We start from the raw sequence: 24,057 nt of genomic DNA on the forward strand, positions 1-24,057 counted from the left end.
CTGATCATGATTTTTTGTGAAGTATTTTTTAATATCATTTAACTTTTTTAGAAAAACAGGCATAAAAAGCATTAACAAAAAATAAAAATTACTATCACGGTACAAAACACCTCATGTTCCTGCCATAAAAAATCATAAACAATCAAATGAAATCATACATTAAACAAGGAGTGGATGGAGATTTTACCAGCAGAAAGATTAGAGTCATTACTGGAGTTTATAGATGATAAAGGAACAGTAAATATCATCGATTTAACAAATAAATTTAATGTTTCCAAACCAACTATCTTACGCGATTTAAAAGAATTAGAGAAACAGAATCTTATTATCCGGATTCATGGAGGAGCTAAAAGTAAAAAATTGAAAGGAACCCGATTTGAGCCCCGTCATGTTATCAAAGAGCAGGAAGCCATCCAGGAGAAAGAAGAAATTGCGGAACTGGCTTTCAAACATATCCAGCCTGGGGAAACCGTTCTTCTGGATTCCGGTACAACAACCTTGCTGCTCGCTAAAAAACTAGCATCACACTGCACTGAAAATATAACAGCCATTACGAATGACATTAAAAACGCCATGGTTCTCAGTGAAAATGACCTCATAGACATCGTTGTTATCGGCGGACAAAAGAGAAAGGGGGTGTATAGCTTAAATGGACCATTTGCAGAAGATATGCTGCGTCAGCTCAATGTAGATAAAGTATTTTTAGGAACAGATGCTATTAACGCGGATAAAGGATTAACCAATTCCAACATTGATGAAACCAACATAAAAAAAACAATGATAGACATTGCCAATGAAATTATCTTACTGGCAGATGACAGAAAGTTCAACCAGGTAGCATTTTCATCCGTCGCCGGAATAGATGCACTAGATAGAATTATAACAAATAAACCTTTATCCGATACAGAAATGAAGGATTACAAAAAAGCGGGGATCTCAATAGATACCCCTAAAGCAAAAAACTGAAGAGAAAGGAAGTTATTGATGACTTGGTTAAAAGAAGTAATTGGAACAGAAAAAGCAATTATCGCAATGTGTCACCTGCAGCCCTTACCCGGAGATCCATCCTATGACTATAAAAAAGGAATGGATTATGTCATTGAAGAAGCACGCAAAGATTTAAAGGCATTACAGGATGGCGGTGTAGATGCTGTTATGTTTTCCAATGAATTCAGTCTTCCTTATTTAACAGAAGTAAAAACCGAAACAGTTTCTGCGATGGCCAGAGTAATCGGAGAACTGATGAATGATATAAGAATACCTTATGGCGTTAACGTATTATGGGATGCAAAACGTTCCCTTGATTTAGCCGCTGCCACCGGGGCTCAATTTGTCCGTGAAATATTTACCGGCGTATATGCCAGTGACTTTGGATTATGGGACACAAATGTCGGTGAAACCATCAGACATCAGTATCACCTGCATGCCCAGGATGTAAAACTGCTGTTTAATATTCTGCCTGAAGCAGCAAAATATGTTGCTGACCGAGATATCAAAGATATTGCCAAATCTACTGTATTTAACAACCGCCCCGATGCACTTTGTGTTTCCGGATTAACTGCTGGAGAACAGACAGATTCTCAAATCTTGAAAAAAGTAAAGGAAACTGTCCCTGATTGCGTGATACTGGCAAATACGGGAGTACGTATTGAGAACTTAGAGCAGCAGCTGGCAATTGCGGATGGTGCAGTAGTTGGAACAGCATTCAAATATGATGGGAAATTTGAAAACAGGGTTGATCAAAAGCGTGTAGAAGAATTTATGAATAGAGTAAAAGCCTTTCGGGAGACAGCTATTCAAGCTTAACAGTAGAGAATAAGAAATCAATCTTAATTAAAGGAGAGGTCAATATATGAAAAAAGTAATCGTAGCATGCGGCGGCGGAATTGCAACTTCAACATTAATAGCGGATAAAGTCCGCCAGACATTGGACGAAGCAGGAATTGATTATCAACTCACACAGACTACCTTATCTGAATTAGTTTATGAGAACAGCGATGCAGATCTAATCGTGACAAGCATGAGGGTAGAATCCGACTTCGGAGTCCCCTCCCTCTCAGGAGCCGGATTCTTAACCGGGATTAACGAGGAAGCTATTAAGGAACAAATTATTAGCGCTTTATCCGACTAAAGCATAAAGGAGAGCTTAACATGCAAAGTGTTGTCGATTATATATTATCCTTAGGAGCAACTATTTTTGTCCCTATTGTTCTTTTTATAGTTGGTTTAGCATTCCGTTTAAGCGTACTGAGGGCAATTAAAGCGGCTGTAACTGTCGGTGTCGGATTTTTAGGTCTCAATTTAGTCGTCAGCTTAATAGGTGATTATCTTTCACCATCTGTACAAACCATGGTTGAGCGGTTCGGCTTAAATTTATCTGTTATTGATTTAGGGTCAGGAACCTCCGCCGGGATTGCTTTTTCAACTACTGTAGGAGCTCTTATCATCCCGGTTATTTTTGGCCTGAACGTTCTTCTATTAATCAGCAAGCTTACCAAAACGATGAATATTGATATTTTCAATTACTCTCATTATGCACTGACGGGATCAGTAGTTGCTCTCATTACCTCAAACTTATTTTATGGTCTTATGGCTGCAATTTCGCACGCTATCTTCTCACTTATCGTTGCTGATTTAACAGCCAAAAAAGTTCAAAAGGTTATTGGCATTGAAGGGATATCCATCAGTCAGGGATTCGCTACTTCTACCGTCCCTTTTTATGCTCTGATGGATAAGATATTCGATAAAATACCGGCTCTAAACAACCGGAAAATGGATACAAACTTTATTCAAAAGAAGTTTGGAATGTTTGGAGATCCAGTGATTATCGGAGTTATCCTGGGCGTAATTATTGCTATATTGGCAGGCACAAGCTTCGTGGATGGCAGTCAGCTGGTCATTGTAATCACAGGTATTATGATCCTTTTCCCGCGTGTTATCCGGATTATTGTAGAAGGGCTGATGCCCATTTCAGATGCTGCGAAAAAATTCTTTCAAACAAAATTTAAAGGCAAAGAATTCTTTATAGGACTAGACTCAGCAGTTACATTAGGCCATCCGACAACCATTACAGTAGGAATCTTAATTATTCCTATTACACTCGTCTTAGCCGCCATCCTGCCGGGCAATAAAGTGCTTCCTCTCGCAGATTTAGCTTTTGCTCCTTTCTTTATCTGTATGGCAACGATCATGCATAAGGGGGATGTTATCAGAACGCTGATCAGCTCTACCTTCAATATGGTATTAGTGCTTTATATAGCTACCTTCTTTTCTTCTTATTATACAGACTTAGCCAGCGCTGGCGGATTTATCGAATCTGTGGGCGGAACAGAAGTATCTGCATTATATATTGGAAATGTGTTTAACTTTATTATTACCATTTTAATGAGAATGGAAGTATTAGGATTTATTATCCTGGCACTATTTATTATCGTGTTGTACTACTTCGTATTTAAAAAGATAAATAGAAAAGAAGAGCCCGAAGAGACATCATAAATATTATTATCTAAAAGCACTACTGGAGGTTCTGGAATGAATCACAATAAAAACGGAGATAAATTAAAATTTGATAAAGATATGATTATGCTGAATATCCGTGCCAGTTCATCGGATGAATTACTGAAGGAAATAAGTCAATTATTCTATGACAAAGATTACGTCCATGATTCTTTTAAACAAGCAATTATAAAACGTGAAGAACAATATCCGACCGGGCTGAAGACAACTTCCATAGGTGTTGCTATTCCACATGCAGATCCAGTCCATGTGAAGCAGGAAAGCTTAGCTGTAGGAATCTTAAAGGATGCAGTTACCTTTAATGAAATGACTTCAGGTGAACCTCTAAACGTGGAAATCGTTTTTATGTTAGGAATTACTGATTCGGGTCAACATTTAATCATGCTGAAGGCAATTTCTGAAATATTGAAAGATAGAGAAAAATTATCGAACATTCGATATGCAGCTACAAAAGAGGAAGTCTATCAATGTATCCTTCCTTATATAAGCGAATTATTAGAATAAACAAGCAGGAGGCTTGAATAAAGTTGAAAAAACAAATCCTGGCTCCGTCCATTTTAAACGCTGATTTTTTACATTTAAGCAGTGAAATTGATATTGCTGAAAAAGGCGGAGCGGAATTTTTACACTTGGATGTGATTGATGGTATATTTGCGCCCAGTATTTCATTTGGAGCTAATATAATCTACTCGATAAGAACCTATACTGATCTGTTTTTGGATGTTCATTTAATGATTAAAAATCCAAGTCAATATATAGCTGATTTTGTCCATGCTGGTGCTGACAGCATTACTGTTCATGCAGAGGGAGCCATTCATCTGCACCGGCTAATCTATCAAATAAAAGAGCACGGTATAAAAGCAGGCGTTGCTTTAAACCCGGCGACACCCATTTCTTTGATAGAACCCATCTTATCAGATATTGATATGGTACTTCTAATGACCGTAAATCCCGGTTTCGGAGGACAGCCCTTTATTAAAGAAGTTTTATCAAAAATAACAATGCTGAGCCATTTAAAATCCAGCAGAGCGTATTCCTTTGCTATCGAAGTTGATGGCGGAATTACACCGCAAGAAGCATTATGGTGCTCTCAACGAGGAGCAAATATCTTTGTTGTCGGATCGTATATCTATTATAAAGCAACCGAAACAGAAAAATTACAGGCAATGAAAAATATAAAAAAGTCTTTAGAAACAGGTGATTCAAAATGAATATGAACGAACATCTGAAGGCATTATCCATGATAAATGCTGTCAGTTCACAAGAAGATGCAGTGATTGATTATATGTATCATTATTTTTCTAAACAAATGGAGTACGTTGAAGTCGATACAATAGGCAATGTGATCGGGTTCTTACCTTCTAACAAGCCAAACAGCAAAAGAATAATGATTTTTGCCCACATGGATGAAGTAGGGTTTATAGTAAGACATATTGATGAAAATGGTTTCTTATTTTTCGAACGAATCGGCGGTGCTAATGTGAATGTTCTTCCAGGTAATCAGCTTCAAGTACTGGGGGATAAAGGAACGGTCACCGGAGTTGTTGGAACAAAAGCATATCACTTCTTAAAACCCGAGGAAAAAGGGAAGTTTCCCGCACAAGATCAGCTATATATTGATATTGGAGCAGTCTCTAAAGAGGAAGCATATCAAAAAGGAATACGGGTTGGAAGCACTATCTGCTTTCAAGCAAGCTATCTGGAAAGAGAGAATGGCCGGGTGACAGGAAAAGCGATGGATAACCGGGTTGCCTGCACAGTCTTATTAGAATTAGCAGAACAATTAAGTTCAGCTCAAGCATCCTTAGAGTGGGATATATATCTGGTTGCATGTGTCCAGGAGGAATTTAATATCAGAGGTGTCCTGCCAGCAGTCAGGAAGATAAAACCCCATGTCTCTATCGGCTTAGATGTGACACCAGCATGTGATACACCCGAACTGACAAATTATTCTGATGTTGGCTTAGATAAAGGCCCTGCACTTACATTTCTTAACTATCATGGAAAAGGAACACTTGCTGGTGTTTTGCCAGATTCCAAAGTAATGCAATCTCTAATAAAAACATGCCAAGCAAATAAAATTAACTATCAGAGAGAGGTAGCAGTAGGCGTCATCACGGAAAATGCTTTTATTGTTTTTGAAGAAGCAGGCATCGCTACTGCCAATATTTCCATCCCGACACGCTATACACATACACCAGTAGAAACAGTCAGTCTTCGGGACGTCAAACAAACCATTCACTTATTATATGAATTTTTGACAAGCTTAACAGAAAAAAGTACTTTCGGAAAAGCAAGGTAGGTTATAAATATGCAGACAAAGAACCGTGATTATAAAGTTTGTTTTTTGGATATTGATGGCACACTGGTTGATAACAATAAGCAAATTTCTAACCAAACCAAGAAATCTCTGGATCAAATAAGAAATAGAGGCGTAGAAGTGATTATCGCTACCGGGCGTCCTCCCTACCACTTTTCCAGCATTGCAGAGGAACTAAAGATTAATTCATTTGTCAGTTTTAACGGTGCTTATTCTGTTTATAAAGGAGAAGTCGTTCATAAGCACGGAATGGATACATCCGCTCTGCAAGAACTTATTGAATATGCCGGCATGAAACAACATCCATTAGTTTTTTCAAGTGAAAAGAAGTCTGTCAGTAATACACTTAATCATCGTGAAATTATACAAACCTTTAAAGACTTACATTTGAATTATACACCAGAATTTCATCCTGATTTTTGGAAACAAGCAACCTTGTTTCAAGCAATGGTATATTGTAAAAACGGAGAAGAAATTGATTATATTCAAAAATTTCCGGAGTTATCTTTTGTCAGATGGCATGAATTCGCTATTGATGTCATGCCCCAATCTATTTCAAAAGCATCTGGCATTAAAGAAATGCTTTCGTTTTTAAATGTAGCTCCCGACGAGGCTATAGCTTTTGGAGACGGACTGAATGATAAGGAAATGCTAGATTTTGTAGGTGTAGGGATTGCTATGGAGAATGCACATGAAGAACTCTATCCTTATGCAGATATCATTACAAAATCAAATGAAAATGAAGGAATCACACATGGTTTAAAGCTTTTAAATCTGCTATAGATATATATAATAATCCCTGTCCGCATCATGGACAGGGATTATTTTTATATTTTCTCTGTTTTTATTAATTATTTGCTTCAAAGAATTATATTAAAGTTTGGAAATTACTTTTTTCAGTTACAATCGCTATAACTCTTCAGTCAAATCCTTCACTAAACACAATACACCTGTGAATATCATTTCCAATTGCAATTCCAATAAGAGATTGCGCTCATTTAAAAATCTATATATTCTTTGGATCCTGTTTAAAATAATATTGACAACCTTCTATTATATTGGTAAGTTTATTTATGAATCACGAACAAAAAACAGTTCCAAACATATAATGTTCGGATTTAGCGAATAAACAAGTGCAACATGAGAGGAGCTTATGAAGTGAAAGGCAAAATCACAGAAAAGTTATTCAAATTAAGTGCTAATCAAACAAATGTCCGAACAGAATTTATAGCAGGACTGACTGTATTTATGACAATGCTGTATGTATTGATTATGGTACCAGGTATGTTGGAGGAAGCGGGGATGCCGAAAGGCCCTGTAACAGTTTCCGTTATTCTGATGACTGGTGTTATTACGATAATAATGGGATTATACAGCAACAGGCCTTTTGCGCTTGCGCCGGGTCTCGGCTCTGTAGCCTTTCTCGCTGTAACCTTGGCTGCTGCCGAAGGAATTCCATGGCAAGTAGGCATGGGAATGGTTTTTATTTCCGGGGTGATATTTGTATTATTTACAGTCCTGGGACTGCGACAGCTTATTGTAAAGTTAATGCCTCCTGCAATTAAACTATCCATTGGTGCAGGTGTAGGATTATTTATTGCCTTAATCGGTTTTCGAAATGCCGGACTAGTTGTGGCAAGCGAAGATGCTAATGCACTCCAGCTTGGAGATATTGGATCACCGAATGCAATCTTAGCTTTAATCGGATTTTTAATTATGAGTGTTCTATTAGCACGAAATGTTCGCGGCCATTTACTGATTGGTATGGTAATTGTCACAATTATCGGTATACCGATGGGAGTTACAACGGTTCCGGATAAGATTTTTTCTTTGCCGGAAAGCGTATCTCCCATTGCGTTTGAATTAGATATTATGGGGGCATTAAAATTAGCATACTTCCCATTAATTTTGGCCTTTTTTATTCCTGATTTCTTCTCAAGTCTGGGCACAATGCTCGGTGTCGGCAGCAAAGGAAATATGCTGGATAAGAACGGAAACCTGCCAAATATTGATAAACCTTTCTCTGTTGATGCTGGCGGTACGGTGCTAGGATCCCTATTCTCTGTACCAGTAATGACAACGTATGTTGAATCAGCTGCAGGAGTAGAAGCAGGCGGACGAACTGGATTAACTTCTGTAACTACAGGATTTTTATTCTTATTAACGTTGTTTATTACACCTGTCATTATGATTATTCCTACAGAAGCTACTGCCCCGGCCTTAATATTAGTTGGTTTGACGATGCTGTCTGCAGTACGCAATATAGATTTCAGTGATGTAACAGAATCACTGCCAGCATTTATGACGATCGTTATTACTATCTTTACCTTTAACTTTGGTAACGGAATTGCTGCCGGCATTATCATCTTTGTTGTACTGAAGCTTCTTTCCGGAAGACATAAAGAATTACATTGGGGTCTATATATTTTACTGATACCGTTAGTTTTATATTTCATATCATTAGCTAATTAATCGATTACGTGAGGGAGTGAATCATTTGTTTATAAGAGAAAAAATTGTATCCGCAGCAAGAGGCGATACAAATATGGATATAGTCATACGTGAAGCAAATCTGGTGAATGTGTTTACTGCAGAAATATACAAAGCAGACATCGGTGTGAAGGAAAACCGTTTTGCAGCTGTAGCACCATATAAAGATAATAAGCCTTCTTTTCAAATGAATGGAGATAAGGAATTTGATGCGAAGGGAAAATATGCGATTCCAGGATTAATCGATTGTCACGTCCATATTGAAAGTACAATGATTACGCCAGACATGTTCGCCCGGGAAGTTCTCAGGCATGGGACAACCGTCGCTGTCATTGATCCGCATGAAATCGGAAATGTAATGGGGACAGAAGGGGTAAAATACATGATAGACGCAAGTAAGGATTTACCCGTAGATATTCTTACTACTATTCCATCTTGTGTACCTGCAGTTTCTGATTTAGAAACAGCCGGAGCTGAATTTCACCCCGAGGATATTGAAGAAATGCTGCAATTGCCTAATGTAGTCGGCATTGCTGAATTAATGGACTATGTCGGTGTGATCAAGCAGCACCCAAGAATGGCCGGGATTATTCAAAAAGGCTTAGAAGCAGGCGTGCGAAATGAAGGCCATCTGCCAAGAGTATACGGCAGTGATCTTGCTGCTTACTTAGCAGCCGGTGTGGATTCTGATCATGAAAGCCGAGCGACAGATGAAATTTTAGAAAAGCTGCGGGCCGGTATGCTTATTTATATCCGGGAATCCAGCATCAGCCAATTTGCCGATATCGCGGCAGAAGCATGGAAGGAAGTACCTTATGTCAGCAACATTGCTATGTGCACGGACGATGTAGAACCAAACGATATGTTAAAAAATGGTCAAATGAACCGTGTTGTCAGACGTTGTATTGAAGAAGGCATTCCGGCACCACTAGCAGTTCGTTACGGGTCTTTGAACGGGGCAATACGCTATGGTTTAAGAGACCGCGGAGCAATTGCTGCCGGATACCGTGCTGATTTTTCATTAGTTGATTCCATAGAAAAAATGGATGTCACAGACGTATTTGTAGAAGGAAAGCAAATGGTGGCAAATGGGGAACTGACAGAGAAAATTACCAGCAGTGTCCCTCCATTATTAAGAAACACTGTACAAATCCCTGCGTTAATTGAGGAAGATTTATTGATCAAGGCACCATTCCAAAATGGCACTGCAACCTTAAATACAATGGAGATGCAGCTTAATGGCACAACTGCAAAAGGAACAGTAAATATCAAAGTGACAGACGGTATAATTCAGGAGCTTCCTGATAATTATGCATTTGTAAGTGTCATCGGCAGACACGGTCAAAATAAGAAACCATTTGTAGGTGTCATTAAAAATTCGGGGCTTCGTCAGGGAGCATATGCAACAACCATTGCTCATGACAGCCATAATTTAGTGGTAGCTGGTACAAATGCAGAAGATATGTTAATTGCAGTCAAGCAGCTTGAGAAATCAGGCGGCGGATTATGCCTTGTAAAGGATACAGAAGTACAAGCACAATTAGATCTTCCATTAGCAGGCCTGATGTCGCCAGAACCTGTAGAAGAAATTGCTGTAAAAGTAGAGCATTTTAATGAAACGGCAAAATCAATGGGAGTAAAAGTTGGAAGACGCTCTCCTGCAATGGCCTTTTCATCACTCACACTGACTGTTATACCTGAAATCCGGATATCTGATGTAGGTTTAGTTGATGTGTACCGTCAGGAATTGCTTCCTTTGTTTGTTGAGGAGTAATTGTTGATGGTTACTAGAAATACTGAACGCCCGGACATTCAGAACTGAATACATTTATATAACCCCTTTAAACGCTATGAACCAAGCTGTTAAAGGGGCTATATTTTGCGGCGCGACTAACATACAAATTTTCCTAAATGATAATTTTAGAATTTCTCCCCTTCAACCATTTTCACATTATATTCAGTCACTACGCATTAAAAAGGGATTGAAACATAGATGGAATGTTTAAAATGGTCTGGAACCCAATTACGAATGCAATGATAATCATGATACCTAACAATATATTTTGCCATGGTTTATTTACTGCATAAGGTTGCATGTGCTTTTTGCTGCTTGTAAGTATGAAAAGTACAACACATATAATTGGCAAGCTAAGTAATGTTGAAATACTTGTACCAACAATATTAAGTGCAACCATTCCTGGTGCATTCGGCAGAGATGCTATAATAGGAATAATGGTAAATGCAATGATCTGAATCTTTTTAAAAAGAGGATCAGCTTCATCATTACCTCTATATTTATTTTTTGATTTAGATAAGTGAATACCATTCACAGCTAATTGAGAAAAACCGCGTGCAGAAGATGGAAAACTAGTAATCCCGGCTCCAAAAATACAAAGCCAGAAAATAATAGGCCCTGTTACACCAAGCAGATCTGTCATCATATTACTCATATCAAATTCATTTGCAATACTAAATCCTGCATTCTTCGAACTGTATTCTGCAGCAACTATCCAGAAGAGTAAATTAATAAACAATAGAGGCAGCATGCCAGAAATCAAATCAAATTGTTGTGTCTTTCTATATTTTGGCCCAACCCAACCTTTATCCTTCATAAAACCAGAGTAAAGCAGGTTTGGCATATTCCCGGCAATGGTACCGATAGTCGCTACCGCAACCACAATCGGTGCAAATCCACCAGTTTGATCTTCAGGTACTTGGAAAGTGAAAATCCCTTTAAAAAACGCTGCTACATCAAATCCTCCCAAAGAAATAACAGCAATGATAAAGCCTCCAATCATTAGAACTGAAGCTGCTCTGGCTATAACTTCCAGCCACTTATATTGTTGGCCAGTATAAATCATCCATATATTAAACAAACATACTAAGACAGCACAGATGAAAACTCCCCATTGTCCTGCCCAATTACCTCCTGTTAGATAATAAAGGCCACTCGCTGTTGCTCTTAAAAAAGTTGATTGTGTTATTATCCCGCTAAATATTACTACAATGGTCATTACCGTCGGCAACCATTTAGCCACTCTGCCGAACCCTTCTAAAATTTGCGTATCTCCGTATTGATTCATCAATGTATATTTAGCTAAAGAGCTTATGATGAATATACGTGCTATCAAAGAAATTACTAATGTCCACAAAAGGATATAACCATAATTGACCCCAGAAACTGATGAACTAACAAGGTCTCCTGTTCCCAAGAAAGACATTGCTAAAACAAGACCAGGTCCAATAGTTGTAAATAGCTGAAATCCTTTAGGTAATGGAATTTGAGAAGGATATTGCGTATTATTCAGTGTGCTATTGCCAGGACTTTCTTTTTTAATTCCCATGATTAATCCCCCTGCTTATTTTAATACTACCTTTTAATTTGTTTATTCCGGGTTACATATAATACTTGTTGTGTAAATCTTAAGAGAACCAACTTTGTATCCGCTTTCAATTTTTCATATAAATATATCGTAGTCTTTTTGAATACCTTTTCTTTAGCTCTTACATTTATTCTGCCCTTTTGTTATCCTATAGTTACTGGGTAAACCTCATTGGAGTGGGTTTATCCAATTGAATGATATCCTCTTCTATTAAGAATCGGGTGCAAATCGAATTTAATAGATCAGAGGATATTTTTGCTGTTTTTTTAGCCTTTTAAATCCTTTTGCCAATTTTTCAAAAGCTGAAACAGATAACAATTAATTTTTAATCGCGTTCTCTTTAATAACAACGTGCTTTATATACTGCCTTAAAAAAGTAAAAGTAATATGAATTTCTCCATTACTTAACTGACTAATAGACGGATAGGAAAATTCCGGCTTCTCCTCTGATACATCTTCCCGGACCATGATTTCTTTTTTATATTTCCATGTTTGTCCATCGTCCTCTGAAATAGCAATAGATAACGGGTTTCTTTCAACACCCCAGATAGACTCTTGCTTTACAACACTTTTATCTACACCCACCTTATCCATATCACTTTTGTCAAACCACGGCGGTCTATTCTCGGCTGGCGGAGCAATTTCAACATTCACATCATCAAACACAATAGCCAGGTTCCCATTTTTTAACTTGACCGCTTGAATAGAAGCATTATTATTCATTAATTCTGTCGGTTTTGGCGTAGTCCAATTCTTTCCTCCATCTGTGGATATTGATCTATAAATATAATCAGATTTTCTGCTTCTAAAGAATCCAATCAAACCTCCATTAGCACCTGGAACAATTGACATATGAACCAGTCCCTCACTATTCCTCACTTCATATTCACCCCAAGTCTTTCCGTGGTCCATGGATATTTTTACAACACTGAAATCATTTCCTAAAAATCCTTTACTTGACTTCAAACTATAATAAGCAGGTAATACTAATACATGGTTTTCTAAAATGACAGGTGGGTTCCTCACAAATGTGCCCAGCTTATCAAATAATGTCTTTATTTCACTCCATGTATAGCCTTGATCACTAGATACTCTGTAGCGCACTACTGATGATTCTTGATGCACATTATGTTGCGCTGTGTAGATTAACCACAGCTCTCCATTTGTATTTTTAAAGAGAACTGGATTCTGCTCTGATCGTCCTGCATCATTGGATAAAACAACAGGTGTACTCCATTTTTGTTTTCCTTTTTTAAGCCTAGAACACACGATAGAAATATCCGGCCTCCCTTCCCGTGATCCGCTAAACCATACACATAACAAATCTCCATTGTCTAACTGATGCAGGTTAGATGCGTGATTATGTGGATGCAGAGTTGGAATATCGGCTTCAAAATCAAAAGCTCTCAATTTTGTCATTTATACCCTCTCCTTTTTCTGTTATTTGGGAGCCAGTCCCTGCTTTTTTTAAACCGAAATACTAGCAAAAGATATTTTTCCTATGTGCCATAATGGACCCACATTAACCGTCTATTCCATACTTCGAATTAAAAAAGAAATAACCTAGTACTGATGCTTACTGTGATTATCAGTAAAATAAGTAATGGGCCACCAATTTTAACAAAATCCATAAACTTGTACCCCGCTGGAAGTATTTGCAGATTAACAGCTGTACCATAAGACGTAGCAATTGCCAAATTAGAACAAGCTGCAACAGCAATAACCCATGGGAGTGGACTAATACCTAGAGAGAAAGCCAAAGAAATTACTATAGGCGTAAGCATTGCGGCTGTTGCATTATTCTGCATGAAGTTTGTTAAGACGCTAGTCAATACTACAATTATTACCGTCAGAGTTATAATTGAGGCTTTCTCTCCTCCAAAAACACGTAAAACGGAATTAGCAATAAGGTCTCCTCCGCCAGAAGCTTCTAATCCTGTTCCGAGTCCTGAAATGGCACCTATCGTAATTAATACATTCCAAGGCAAATTAGAAAAAGCACTTCCGACCTTCACAGTTCCAGTAGCAATAACAATTACTGCTCCGATCATCCCAATTATCCCAATATTTAAGTAGTTATTAAAAGGAGGGAAGCTGCTTATCAAAAAGAGAATAATACACAGAACCATGACATAAAGAGCAACACTTCCTTTCCATTTTGGAACATCACTATATTTATCTTCGTTCAAGTCTTCTGAGGTAGTAACATAAGCATTATCTTTATTAAAGTCGGGGTTCTCAGGCTTCAATGCCCATTTAAGAATTGGGTATCCAATAGTAGCCCAATAGATAACTTGAATAATAGCAGCAGGGAGCATTACTATCGTCATATCAAATACACCCATTCCGGCTTCATAACCTTCGTAACCTTGAAGAATAGCGTTTGCTGAAAGCTGTGAAGTCGATCCAATCAAAGTGCTTCCTCCACCTATAACCGCTGCAGTTCCCGCTACAAAAATTACCATTTTTGAACGAATCGCTCCCATAGAGCCCGCCGCTACAGCTGCAATAATAGGTATCCAAATGGCAACAGTGCCATTATTACTCATAAATGCTGACATTATTGTCACAATTATGGACACGCTTACAATAAAACGTCTCTCCGTTTTAGCCAGGAAACTATTACCTATCTTTTTTCCGATTCTTTCCGCAATTCCTGTTTGAAAAAGAGCATCACTAACTATAAGCATTCCTACTACCATGATCCATCCTGGAGCACTAAAACCAGCATACACAGCCGATAATTCCATTTCAGGAATTAAAATTCCCATTGCTACAGAACCGATCATCGCTGAAATGCTCATTGGTAATTTGTTAGTAATAAACAAAATAATCGTGATAATCGTTATGATTATTGCAATATAACTTGAATCCATATTTTTACCTCCATTAACAGTTATACCAACAACCCTTACTTTTAAATAAATTTTCCTTTCGCTCTATCAATTAATTATCTGTATTCAAGTTTTCAACAAATCCAGCTACGTATCTAACGGGCCAATTTGAAAATAATGTGAAAATATAAATTTATGGTATCCTGTGTATGAAAGATAGATTTTGACCGAGTGCCCGTCTAAAAAACTGGAACTCTCATACACCGGAAGAGGTCTATTAATTTCTGGAAAATCCAATTAAACACGCACAATACTCCAAATATCTCCTGATGACATAAACCTTTCCATCGTGAAATAACACGACTAATCACGAATCTGCTAAGTGCTCGCTATTTCAATAAGGAAGTTTCTCCGTTTGGCGCCTTAACAACCACTGACGATTTATAGCGTTCAAATCGTTTAGTTGAAATAACAACCGAGACAAAGATTTGAGTTTTGCCAGAAACCCAGAGATTATGGTTATTTCTATGAAATCTGTCCCCTCATTGCTTACTAAGTATACTATGCTCATAATTCAATTGATTCTGGACTATGATTACTACGCTTTCCTAAAATCCTTTTAAGCTTCTCTCCCCCAGGCTATTTAAGAACCAGAAACCACATAATCCACATTACCTTCACCTTTTAATATAGCCGTAACCTGGTCAACACAGGTATTACTTAGAATATTTACAGCACCGGGTGTATAGCCTGCTACATGAGGCATAGCTATAAAGTTATCTAAAGAGAATAACGGCGAATTAATTAACGGCTCTGTTTCAAATACATCTAAAGCAGCACCTGCTATTTTATTTGACTGAAGCGCTTTATATAGAGCCGATTCATCTACAATGCCTCCTCTGGAAGCATTGATTAAATACGCACTTTCTTTCATTAAATTTAATTGTGGTGTTGTTATTAAGTGCCTCGTTTCTTCTAAAAGCGGCATATGTAATGTTATAAAATCGCTCTTTTGAAGCAATTCATCAAGAGAAACGGATCGGATATTATTTTCCGTACTATATACCTCATCTATAAAAGGGTCATAGGCAATAACATCCATCGAAAATCCTTCCGCCCTTTTAGCGACTTCTTTTCCAATAGCCCCCAAGCCAATAATACCGATTGTTTTTTTATAAATATCGGCTCCGAAAAGAGATTCCCATACACCATTCTTTGTTTTCGAATTTCCCTCAGGAATTTTTCTGGCTAATGACAGCATTAAGCTAAAACTGTAATCTGCTACAGCATGCTTATTTGCGTTTGGTACATTTGTTACTATTACTCCATATCTGGCGGCAGCTTCCAAATCAATATTATCTACCCCTACCCCATGTTTAGCTACAACTTTTAATTTAGGCAATTGCGATAATACGTTCTCATTAATTTGATTAAAAGCTACTATCGCTGCTTGCGCTCCTTGTGCACGTTTAATAAAATCTTCTTCTGATATATCTGCCGCTACGCGAATCAATTCACACCCTTCTTTTTGTAATCTTTCTAAAGGTTCATTTGAATGCTTAGCAAAAGATGGTGATGTACATATTACTTTCATTTTTCTGGTCCTCCCTGTTGTAACAGAACTAATTCAATAGCTGAAATACCTTTTTTCAGACTAATTACTTTGGTCTCTTTCACATTCTTTCTCTTTTCCTCCTTTTATTATTTCTACAGCATCAGCTCAAACTCTGTAATATTCGTATTTTCTTAAAGATGATTTAATTGTTCTCTTCCCATTTCACTAATGCTTCCTACTACAAATAAAGCCGGAGAATCATAGTATGATAATGTATTTTCACTTTTTTAGTTTATAGCCTAATTTTTTGGCAAGTAATTCATTGATCCTGCTGATCTACATAAAATTACCGAATATTCCGAATCCAAAAACCTTAAATACCCTATTAGAATCTTCACCATTCAAATACTTCACTGTTTTTTCTGCATCTTTCTGGATAATTTTTTTATATTTAATTCGTTTACGGACGTTTTAAGATCTTTAACTGCTTTTGTCTCGATTAATTCCTTTCCACGGAGTTAATGCACACCATCCTGCACACCCCTCCCATTACTTAGATGAGCAGGAGTGATGAATACAAAATCAGGAGTGAATTCATTGTATAGAGCATTTAATTCACTGCCAACATTTCCCTGCATTGTTACATCTATTTTTTATAGATCATATCGAATGATTCTTCCTTAATTTCTTGGCATATTTCTTTCACTTTGAAATATACCTGCTGTTTCTTCATAGATCTGCTATCTGTCTTATAAATAATGGCATCTGCTTGTAATTTTTCTTGCTTTGTATGTAACCGTTACTTATAAATCGAAATTGACTAATTGCACTCCTGTATCGCATGCTCCTGTTAAATCCTATAATGGAAATTTTTATTAAGCTGTCATCTCTACTTCTCTAATAAATTCCTATAAACTTCTTCTATATCATGCAAACTCATTTCTTTAGGATTATTATTTAACAGGCGTGTTACTTTAGAAGCAGCAATAGATATTTCATTTAGATGTGATTCAGAAACACCGTATGTCTTTAAATCTTGGGGAATCTCTAATACTCTCGTCCATTCACGGATTTTATCGATTACAGCTTCAGCTATTTCTTCCTTATCCAACTTAGTAGTAACCAGATTCATTGCATCAGCTACTGAATGCATTTTATTGATTATAGAATCTAAATTAAATTCTGTTACATGCGGAAGCAGCATGGAATTAGCTACACCATGCGGAATATTAAACTTTCCTCCCAAAGGATATGCCAAAGCATGAACTGCAGCTGTACCGGCACTGGTTAATGCCATCCCGCCATACATGGATCCCACAAGCATTTTTTCTCTGGCCACTATATCAGAACCATTTTCATAGGCTTCTACAATACTGTCTGAAATCAGTCTTATTGATTCTAAAGCAAACATATCACTAATAGGATTGGCTTTATTGGAAATAAAAGATTCGAAGGCGTGTGTAAAAGCATCCATTCCTGTTGCTGCCGTAATATGCTTAGGCAGGCTAAGCGTCAATACCGGATCCAAAATAACCAAATTCGGCAATAGGTATTTACTTACCATCCCAATTTTCAATTCTTGATCAGGTAATGTAACAATCGCGTTTGGAGTTACTTCGGAACCTGTTCCGGCTGTTGAAGGTATTAACACAGTCGGAATACCTTTATTATCAACTAAATCTGTTCCTAATTTATCCTCTATTGTCCCAGTATTCGTGATCATAATAGAAAGTATTTTTGTTGCATCCAAAACACTTCCGCCGCCTATTCCAATAAGGACATCATATTTATTTTTTGAAATGCTTTGAAATACTTCGTTAATATTATTTGCAGTCGGTTCAGGAAGAATATCCGTATTAACGTCTGCTTCGATGTTTTCTTTCTCTAACTGTTTCTTTATATTATCTACAAATCCCAATCTAATCATGGACGGTTGAGCTATGATTAGAGCTTTTTTTATTTTAATATCAAGAATCTTTAAATGTTCACCCGTTTGTTGGATAGCATCTTTTCCAGAAATAATATGATTTGCTGTTTGAAATTGATATAATTTACTCATTTTTTATCTTTCCTCTCCTTTCCTTCAAATTTATTTATAGGACCCTATTATTTTTATCAGCTTGCTTTCTACTTCACCAGACACTTCTTTTACAGGTAATCTTGGTGGACCTACTAGCGTACCAGACAGTTCTACCAGCTTTTTCAGCACTGACGGCAGCGTTCCATATTGAAAAGATTTTCTTAATTCGCTTAATCTATTTTGCTGTTCTCTTGCTTCATCTAGTTTTTCATTTTTCCAATTCTTATAAATCGCATTCACTATTTCAGGGACTACATTTGCAGTTGCTGCTACAGCTCCTGTTGCGCCTGCTTCCAAAGCATCCAGAATGAGCGAATCTGTGCCGCATATAATATCAAAGTCTTCATTCAGCGTAGCATCGATGTATCCTTTTATATTTCCAAGGTCCCCGCTACTATCCTTGAGACCTACAATATTTGACACCTTAGCCAGCTCTGCAACAACTTCTTTATCTAGATTAACTCCTGTTTTAGAAGGTATGTTATATAACATGACCGGGAGATTAGTGTTTTCAGCAATTGCTTTATAGTGATCAATCATTTCTGCTTGATCAGGAATAACAAAAAATGGAGTAATTACGGATAAAGCATCTGCCCCGGCTCTTTCTACCTCTTCGGAAAGCGCTATCACTTCTTTGGTACTGTTTCCCCCAACTCCCACAATCACAGGAACCCTGCCATTAACTTCATTTATCACCTTTTTGGTAAATTTGATTTTTTCTTCTTGCGTAAGCAAATGAAACTCACCATTTGTTCCTAAGATAAACAACCCCGAAACTTCTGCAGCAATTAATCTATCCACTAAAGCAGGCACGACTGCTTCATTAACCTGTTGTTCATGATTTAACGGTGTTACCATTGCTGGTATAATTCCTGATAACATCAAATACCCCCATGTGTTTGTTTTTGCAACAATTACTATCATTAAAGCGTTTTCTTAATGAGAGTATATTACAAAGAGTTTTAAAATGCAACTCGAAATTTCATTGTTTTATTTTTAAACATACAGAGCATAGATTTATTTTGGTAATGATAAAAAGAAAATAATTAATAAAGCGAAATTTTCTCAAAGATAAACGGGTATGATTTTGTAATGATCATACCCGTAAGAGGAGTTTATCTCTTGTTAATTTTTTCATACTGAATTCTTAATCTTTTAATTTTCGCCAGAGCGTAGAACGGTTTATACCTAACCTTTTCGCTGTTTGTGAATGATTCTCATCTTCTTCTTTAAAAACTTTTTTGATAATAGCTAATTCTATCTCTTTTAGCGTTTTATCCATAGGAATGTCTGTTATAACAGGAAATTTTAATTCATGCTTTTCTTCTGCACTCGCAACATCTTCTATATTAATGAATGGGCCTTTAGCTAGTAAAATAATTTCTTTCATAAATTGTATTAACTCATCTATATTCCGGGTCCAAACCTTCTTCTGCAATAGCTGCAGTGCCTCTTGACGTATACCAGCTATTTCTCTTCCATACTCATAATTAAATTTATTTATAAACAGCTTGACCAATGTTTCAAAGTCCTCTTTCCTTTCTCGTAACGGCGGAATTTGAATTTTCAACGGACTTAATATTAAATACAATTCATACAAAAATAATTCTGCATTTACTTGTTGGTCTATATTCGCAATAGAGGAAGATATAAAACGAGGTTTGGGCTCATCTCTTTCTAAAAACTCCAATAGCAGCTTCTGATTAGCTATTGATAGCTTATCTATTTTCTTAAGATAAATGGTACCGCTTAAATTATTAAAAATGATTCCTAAATCATTGCTTCGGTACTTAAATATTTGATTCCAGCCATTAGAATCAATCACTTCACAATCAATCACAAGGAAAGGATAGGAAGATCGATTACTGCCAATATGCATAAGGCTGGCAAGCTGCTCTTTACCTGTTCCAGCCTCTCCATAGATTAATACATTTTCATCTTTTAACGTAAAGGTCTTGGCTTTAGAGATAGCATCTTTCATTATATTATTATTTGCAGTAAACCAATTCAGTGTTTGCAAAGAGTTATTACTGGATGTGTTAGTAATCTTTAATCCATTTATTAGAGAAAGTCTCTGCTTGTTCTCAATAGTAATTTCTAAACAAATTAATTCCAAATGATCAAAGGATATGAAATAACCATGTATTAATAGTAAATTTCTTTTATATTTCAATAATGTTTTTAACTCTTTATGAGCTGCAAGTTCCTTTATCCATCTTTTCAGCTTATCATCACTTATTGCTCCCTCTATTTTTTGAGCTTGGTGATTCCTGTAAACAATCTCCCCATATTTATCCATTATAAGGAAAGCCTTCTCATGCTGATCCAGCAGAGCTTTAGGTAGGATCTGTTTATTCTTTTTAGGTACATAAACCTTTTCAAATTTAACAGCATCATCAATGGCCTTCTGAACACTTTCTTTTCCAGATGTAAGAAGAATCCCGTTTAACCCCAGTATTTCGGTATAGTGAACAGTAACGGTGTCTCCAACAATGATTTGATAGCCATTTCTCTGTAATTCCTTTAATTTAGGTACAACATCTTTTTCATGCTCAATCGTATAAGCAGAAATCTCCACGTCAATTAAATTTGAAATGGTTTTTGCACTCTCAATTACATTTCCAAAGCCTACTATCGCTTTCTTTTCGTCACTGTCTTTAATTAAAGTAAATACTCTTAGCAAATCATAAGCCGATACTTCTATTTCAATGACAGGTACCTTCACATTTTTTTGTATTAATCGGGCAGTTCCGCCACGGCTTATAATAATATCCGCTCCATTAGCTTCTGCTTCTTTAGCTAATTTCACACCTTCCTCTAAATCTCCAATTTCTATATCCATATCTATATGATTCATTTTATTTTTCACAGACCGAATTACTTCTTTTAATCCATTATACGGAGCTATAGCCACAACCTTCATACTACCACCACCTGTTGCGAATTTAAACACACAGTTTAATTATAACAAAACTAATCGCTGGCAGGTATTAAATTAGTACTTAAAGCGGCAGCTTAAATATAAAATTAAGTTTAAAACTTAATTTTATCAACCAAAATTCCTACTACCTTTCCTTATGTACAATTTCAAATACCGATGTGTTTCTTCTATATATTTTTAATCAAATTGGCCAAGCAGAAAAGGGTGCTGCGGTCGGAGCTGCTTTATCGAAATGTTGATAAATTCTGCTATGATGAATTAATTCTTCTGCTTTCTCTTGTATGCTTTCACTAATGAATTTAAAACCTATGGAATGAAACGAATGATTCTAATATTCATTATTTTATTCCATAGATTGAAAAGATACTTCTGTCTAAACATTTTTTAAACAACCTCTACATGCATCGATTTTCTCGGTCAATCATCCGTATATATACAACAAGCAACAATTTTTAATGAAGTGAATAATCACAGTCTCATTAAAAAATTGCTGCTTGTAAATGTTTGTCCTTTATATCTGTTTTCAAAATTTGTTTGTCTTCCCTCAGTTACTAGTATACGTTTTAAAACCTTCTAATGCTTCATCAAGCTCTTCTTCCGTCAATGGATTGACACTATTCAATACATGACTTCCATAGGTAAGTAAGGCCAGCTCTTCAATGGCTTCAGCCCTTCTATATGCATCAGCTAATGTATCTCCGACAGCTACAACTCCATGATTAGCTAACAGTACACCGTTTGCATCTCCCAATGTCTCTACAGCATACCCGGCAAGCGATTCAGATCCATATCTGGCGTATGGCGCCACAGAAACTTCTCTGCCAATATCTGCAATGACATAATGGACCGGAGGAATAGCTTTATGTGCACAAGCAAAAATAGTTGCATAAGTAGAATGCGTGTGGACAATCGCTTTTATTTCTTTTTTTTGTAAATAGATATTGGTATGCATTGGTGTTTCAGAGGATGGTTTACGATTGCCCTCTATGACTTTTCCTGTTGTAAGATCTACTTTCAATACATCTTCCTCTGTCATTTCATTATAAGGAAGTGCAGAAGGTGTAATGTACATCATATCTCCTTCTCTCACACTTACATTTCCAGCTGTCCCCACTACCAGTCCTGTTTCATAGCACTGCTTTGCTATTTTTACTATTTCATTTTGAATAGACATTATCTTTTTCACTTCTTTCATTTTTACTTAAATTTGTTTGCTTTTTGAATAGGCTCCTTGAAAATTCCTCCACTTCCACGCGAAATTTCTTTGAATGTAGAGGAATTATTAAAGCTGTAACTCACTAATCTAATGATATCGATAATAAAATCTATTGTTTCATATACAAATGAGTATACAAAAAACGCTTTTGTTTTATTCATCCAAATTATAATGATAGTCCTTCTGAAAATCGATATTCTCGCCAACTTTTGAAAGAAGATACATTTTGTAAGCAACATAAGCATTGTATTCTATTCTTTCAACCATATCGTATGCTTTTTCCAATGACTTATCTGCCACCACCAGACCATGTCTTTCTAATAATAGTCCGGCAGGTATTTTATCTGCATCCCGTTCTGCAATTGTGTCTCTGACTAAAGCTGCTAATTCCGGAGAAGTTGCCGGCCGATAGTCTAAACATGGGATATCACCGATTTTTTGAGTAGCTTCTGTAATATTTGGCATATCTTTCCCCATGCTTGCCCAAACCATAGATTCTTTTGCATGCGCATGAATAACACAGTTAATAGCAGGATTCTCTTCATAACAAGCCATGTGCATATTGATTTCTCTTGTCAGTCTTCCTTCACCCTCGATAATATTTAATTCCTTATCTACTACTAAAATTTGAAATGGACTTAAATCACAGCGGTAGTTTTGAGACATTAAAGTAGGTGTCATAATAAAATGTTTATCACTAACCTTTAAACTGAGATTTCCACCGGCCGCATTCGTTTGAAATCTATCAAACATGGTCTTTACAATCTCACACATTTTCTTTCTCTCTTCTGAATATAGCATTATATCACCTCATGTATTTTTAAATTATTTTCAATAAAATTAAAGTCTTCCTTATTAATTTGACAGCTGCTGTAATGCTGTACTTTGCTGGCAGAACAGAGAATTCCCCACTTAACCCTGTCTGAAATATCATATCCATTGGCAACACCATAAATATAACCGGTCACAAATGCGTCCCCTGCTCCTGTATCACTCTGAACCTCGACTTTAGGAGGGACAGCCTGATAGAATGTGTTCTCGACTTTATACAATGCACCTTCAGAGCCTAAACTGCATACCGCATTTGGCACTTTTTCGCAAATACGGTTAAACTTTTGATGGATCGGCTCATCTCCAGGAAATAAATCATTCATCTCGTGCTTATTTGGTTTAATAAAATCTATCTTTTCCTCGATAGCTACAGTCAAGTACTCACCTGCCACATCACATGCAACATAAGCATTTTGCTCTTTCAACAGGCGAATAAGATACCTGAAATCCTCAACAGAAAATCCTTGTGCCGGCTTTCCAACAACAGCAATATCCTCCGAATGAATGTTTTCTTTGATATATGAATACAGTTTTGCTTTATCGCTATCTGAAACCTTTAATCCTCTTTCTGTTATCATATAGCTGCCGCCGCTGTTATTAATCACAATAATACTTTCCCTGGTTCGTTGATCAGGTATGTTGATAAATTCATGATTCATGTGGTATTTATCAAAGATGGATACTAACTCTGCTTTGTTTAACTCTCCTGAAAATCCGGTGGCCCTATTAGGTGTATCTCCAAGCTGTTCCAATATAGCTGATACATGAGTTGGCTTTCCGCCAAGATCAACATATCTTTCTTTGGTTATATTGTTTTTTTCAGGAGTCAGATCACCCTCAAGGTAAACAATTCTGTCTATTGCCGGATTTGGTGTAATTGTATAAATCAAA

General features: G+C 36.7%; 21 protein-coding genes. 10 read left to right on the plus strand and 11 right to left on the minus strand.

The window, feature by feature from the left end:
- Positions 1–174 precede the first annotated feature (174 nt).
- The 10 genes from MKY30_RS04840 (at position 175) to ade (ending at position 10,100) form a co-directional block, all read left to right on the plus strand.
- The gene (locus MKY30_RS04840; RefSeq protein ID WP_147211328.1) at positions 175–966 is read left to right on the plus strand and encodes a DeoR/GlpR family DNA-binding transcription regulator; all 792 of its coding nucleotides are present in this window, start codon (positions 175–177) and stop codon (positions 964–966) included.
- 18 nt (positions 967–984) lie between these two features.
- Positions 985–1,806, plus strand: a complete 822-nt coding sequence (locus MKY30_RS04845; RefSeq protein ID WP_339283633.1) for a BtpA/SgcQ family protein — start codon at positions 985–987, stop codon at positions 1,804–1,806.
- A gap of 46 nt (positions 1,807–1,852) precedes the next feature.
- Complete coding sequence (locus tag MKY30_RS04850) at positions 1,853–2,131, plus strand: PTS sugar transporter subunit IIB (RefSeq protein WP_147211330.1); 279 nt, start codon at positions 1,853–1,855, stop codon at positions 2,129–2,131.
- Between the two features lie 20 nt (positions 2,132–2,151).
- A complete protein-coding gene (locus tag MKY30_RS04855; protein WP_341082935.1) occupies positions 2,152–3,495 on the plus strand; it encodes a PTS galactitol transporter subunit IIC in 1,344 nt (447 codons plus the stop codon).
- Between the two features lie 36 nt (positions 3,496–3,531).
- Positions 3,532–4,020, plus strand: a complete 489-nt coding sequence (locus MKY30_RS04860; protein WP_341082936.1) for a PTS sugar transporter subunit IIA — start codon at positions 3,532–3,534, stop codon at positions 4,018–4,020.
- A 23-nt stretch (positions 4,021–4,043) separates the two neighbouring features.
- Positions 4,044–4,727 (plus strand): ribulose-phosphate 3-epimerase, encoded by a 684-nt coding sequence (gene rpe / locus MKY30_RS04865; RefSeq protein WP_147211333.1) that lies wholly within the window; start codon positions 4,044–4,046, stop codon positions 4,725–4,727.
- The gene (locus MKY30_RS04870; RefSeq protein WP_341082937.1) at positions 4,724–5,818 is read left to right on the plus strand and encodes a M42 family metallopeptidase; all 1,095 of its coding nucleotides are present in this window, start codon (positions 4,724–4,726) and stop codon (positions 5,816–5,818) included. The genes rpe and MKY30_RS04870 overlap by 4 nt, the downstream gene beginning before the upstream one ends.
- Positions 5,819–5,827: 9 nt before the next feature.
- A complete protein-coding gene (locus MKY30_RS04875; protein ID WP_341082938.1) occupies positions 5,828–6,619 on the plus strand; it encodes a Cof-type HAD-IIB family hydrolase in 792 nt (263 codons plus the stop codon).
- Between the two features lie 375 nt (positions 6,620–6,994).
- Complete coding sequence (locus MKY30_RS04880; RefSeq protein WP_341082939.1) at positions 6,995–8,308, plus strand: NCS2 family permease; 1,314 nt, start codon at positions 6,995–6,997, stop codon at positions 8,306–8,308.
- A gap of 25 nt (positions 8,309–8,333) precedes the next feature.
- Positions 8,334–10,100: an adenine deaminase gene (gene ade, locus MKY30_RS04885; protein WP_341082941.1), complete on the plus strand. Its 1,767-nt coding sequence runs from the start codon at positions 8,334–8,336 to the stop codon at positions 10,098–10,100.
- A gap of 190 nt (positions 10,101–10,290) precedes the next feature.
- On the opposite strand, the gene MKY30_RS04890 is transcribed toward ade, so the two are convergent.
- The 11 genes from MKY30_RS04890 to MKY30_RS04935 form a co-directional block, all read right to left on the minus strand.
- Positions 10,291–11,670 carry an Nramp family divalent metal transporter gene (locus tag MKY30_RS04890; protein ID WP_341082942.1) on the minus strand — a complete coding sequence of 460 codons (1,380 nt, stop codon included), beginning with the start codon at positions 11,668–11,670 and terminating at the stop codon, positions 10,291–10,293.
- A 357-nt stretch (positions 11,671–12,027) separates the two neighbouring features.
- Positions 12,028–13,128: a sialidase family protein gene (locus MKY30_RS04895; RefSeq protein ID WP_341082943.1), complete on the minus strand. Its 1,101-nt coding sequence runs from the start codon at positions 13,126–13,128 to the stop codon at positions 12,028–12,030.
- Positions 13,129–13,256: 128 nt separating this feature from the next.
- On the minus strand, positions 13,257–14,585 hold the full coding sequence (locus tag MKY30_RS04900; RefSeq protein ID WP_341082945.1) for an SLC13 family permease: 1,329 nt from the start codon (positions 14,583–14,585) through the stop codon (positions 13,257–13,259).
- A gap of 601 nt (positions 14,586–15,186) precedes the next feature.
- Complete coding sequence (locus MKY30_RS04905) at positions 15,187–16,137, minus strand: phosphoglycerate dehydrogenase (protein ID WP_341082946.1); 951 nt, start codon at positions 16,135–16,137, stop codon at positions 15,187–15,189.
- A 479-nt stretch (positions 16,138–16,616) separates the two neighbouring features.
- Positions 16,617–16,748: a four-carbon acid sugar kinase family protein gene (locus MKY30_RS24095; RefSeq protein ID WP_445667731.1), complete on the minus strand. Its 132-nt coding sequence runs from the start codon at positions 16,746–16,748 to the stop codon at positions 16,617–16,619.
- Between the two features lie 239 nt (positions 16,749–16,987).
- A complete protein-coding gene (locus MKY30_RS04910; protein WP_341082947.1) occupies positions 16,988–18,157 on the minus strand; it encodes an iron-containing alcohol dehydrogenase in 1,170 nt (389 codons plus the stop codon).
- 30 nt (positions 18,158–18,187) lie between these two features.
- Positions 18,188–19,063 (minus strand): 4-hydroxy-tetrahydrodipicolinate synthase, encoded by an 876-nt coding sequence (dapA, locus tag MKY30_RS04915; RefSeq protein WP_445667732.1) that lies wholly within the window; start codon positions 19,061–19,063, stop codon positions 18,188–18,190.
- A gap of 262 nt (positions 19,064–19,325) precedes the next feature.
- A complete protein-coding gene (locus MKY30_RS04920) occupies positions 19,326–21,101 on the minus strand; it encodes a sigma-54-dependent Fis family transcriptional regulator (RefSeq protein ID WP_341082949.1) in 1,776 nt (591 codons plus the stop codon).
- Positions 21,102–21,663: 562 nt separating this feature from the next.
- A complete protein-coding gene (locus MKY30_RS04925; protein WP_341082950.1) occupies positions 21,664–22,293 on the minus strand; it encodes a class II aldolase/adducin family protein in 630 nt (209 codons plus the stop codon).
- 195 nt (positions 22,294–22,488) lie between these two features.
- Complete coding sequence (locus tag MKY30_RS04930) at positions 22,489–23,136, minus strand: class II aldolase/adducin family protein (protein ID WP_147211337.1); 648 nt, start codon at positions 23,134–23,136, stop codon at positions 22,489–22,491.
- Complete coding sequence (locus MKY30_RS04935; protein WP_147211338.1) at positions 23,136–24,056, minus strand: 1-phosphofructokinase family hexose kinase; 921 nt, start codon at positions 24,054–24,056, stop codon at positions 23,136–23,138. Before MKY30_RS04935 ends, MKY30_RS04930 begins: the two co-directional genes overlap by 1 nt.
- Between the last annotated feature and the right edge of the window lies 1 nt (position 24,057).

The sequence above is a fragment of the Oceanobacillus sp. FSL W8-0428 genome, assembly GCF_038004405.1.
GTDB classification, from domain to species: domain Bacteria; phylum Bacillota; class Bacilli; order Bacillales; family Amphibacillaceae; genus Oceanobacillus; species Oceanobacillus sojae.

Bases quoted from the DNA above. Each gene is read 5' to 3' on its own strand.
- MKY30_RS04855 (WP_341082935.1), top strand. From the start codon at position 2,152: ATGCAAAGTGTTGTCGATTATATATTATCCTTAGGAGCAACTATTTTT.
- MKY30_RS04845 (WP_339283633.1), top strand. From the start codon at position 985: ATGACTTGGTTAAAAGAAGTAATTGGAACAGAAAAAGCAATTATCGCA.
- MKY30_RS04900 (WP_341082945.1), bottom strand. From the start codon at position 14,585: ATGGATTCAAGTTATATTGCAATAATCATAACGATTATCACGATTATT.
- MKY30_RS04850 (WP_147211330.1), top strand. From the start codon at position 1,853: ATGAAAAAAGTAATCGTAGCATGCGGCGGCGGAATTGCAACTTCAACA.
- MKY30_RS04875 (WP_341082938.1), top strand. From the start codon at position 5,828: ATGCAGACAAAGAACCGTGATTATAAAGTTTGTTTTTTGGATATTGAT.
- MKY30_RS04925 (WP_341082950.1), bottom strand. From the start codon at position 22,293: ATGTCTATTCAAAATGAAATAGTAAAAATAGCAAAGCAGTGCTATGAA.
- MKY30_RS04930 (WP_147211337.1), bottom strand. From the start codon at position 23,136: ATGCTATATTCAGAAGAGAGAAAGAAAATGTGTGAGATTGTAAAGACC.
- MKY30_RS04895 (WP_341082943.1), bottom strand. From the start codon at position 13,128: ATGACAAAATTGAGAGCTTTTGATTTTGAAGCCGATATTCCAACTCTG.
- MKY30_RS04840 (WP_147211328.1), top strand. From the start codon at position 175: ATGGAGATTTTACCAGCAGAAAGATTAGAGTCATTACTGGAGTTTATA.
- MKY30_RS04860 (WP_341082936.1), top strand. From the start codon at position 3,532: ATGAATCACAATAAAAACGGAGATAAATTAAAATTTGATAAAGATATG.
- MKY30_RS04870 (WP_341082937.1), top strand. From the start codon at position 4,724: ATGAATATGAACGAACATCTGAAGGCATTATCCATGATAAATGCTGTC.
- MKY30_RS04910 (WP_341082947.1), bottom strand. From the start codon at position 18,157: ATGAGTAAATTATATCAATTTCAAACAGCAAATCATATTATTTCTGGA.
- MKY30_RS04890 (WP_341082942.1), bottom strand. From the start codon at position 11,670: ATGGGAATTAAAAAAGAAAGTCCTGGCAATAGCACACTGAATAATACG.
- MKY30_RS04905 (WP_341082946.1), bottom strand. From the start codon at position 16,137: ATGAAAGTAATATGTACATCACCATCTTTTGCTAAGCATTCAAATGAA.
- MKY30_RS04920 (WP_341082949.1), bottom strand. From the start codon at position 21,101: ATGAAGGTTGTGGCTATAGCTCCGTATAATGGATTAAAAGAAGTAATT.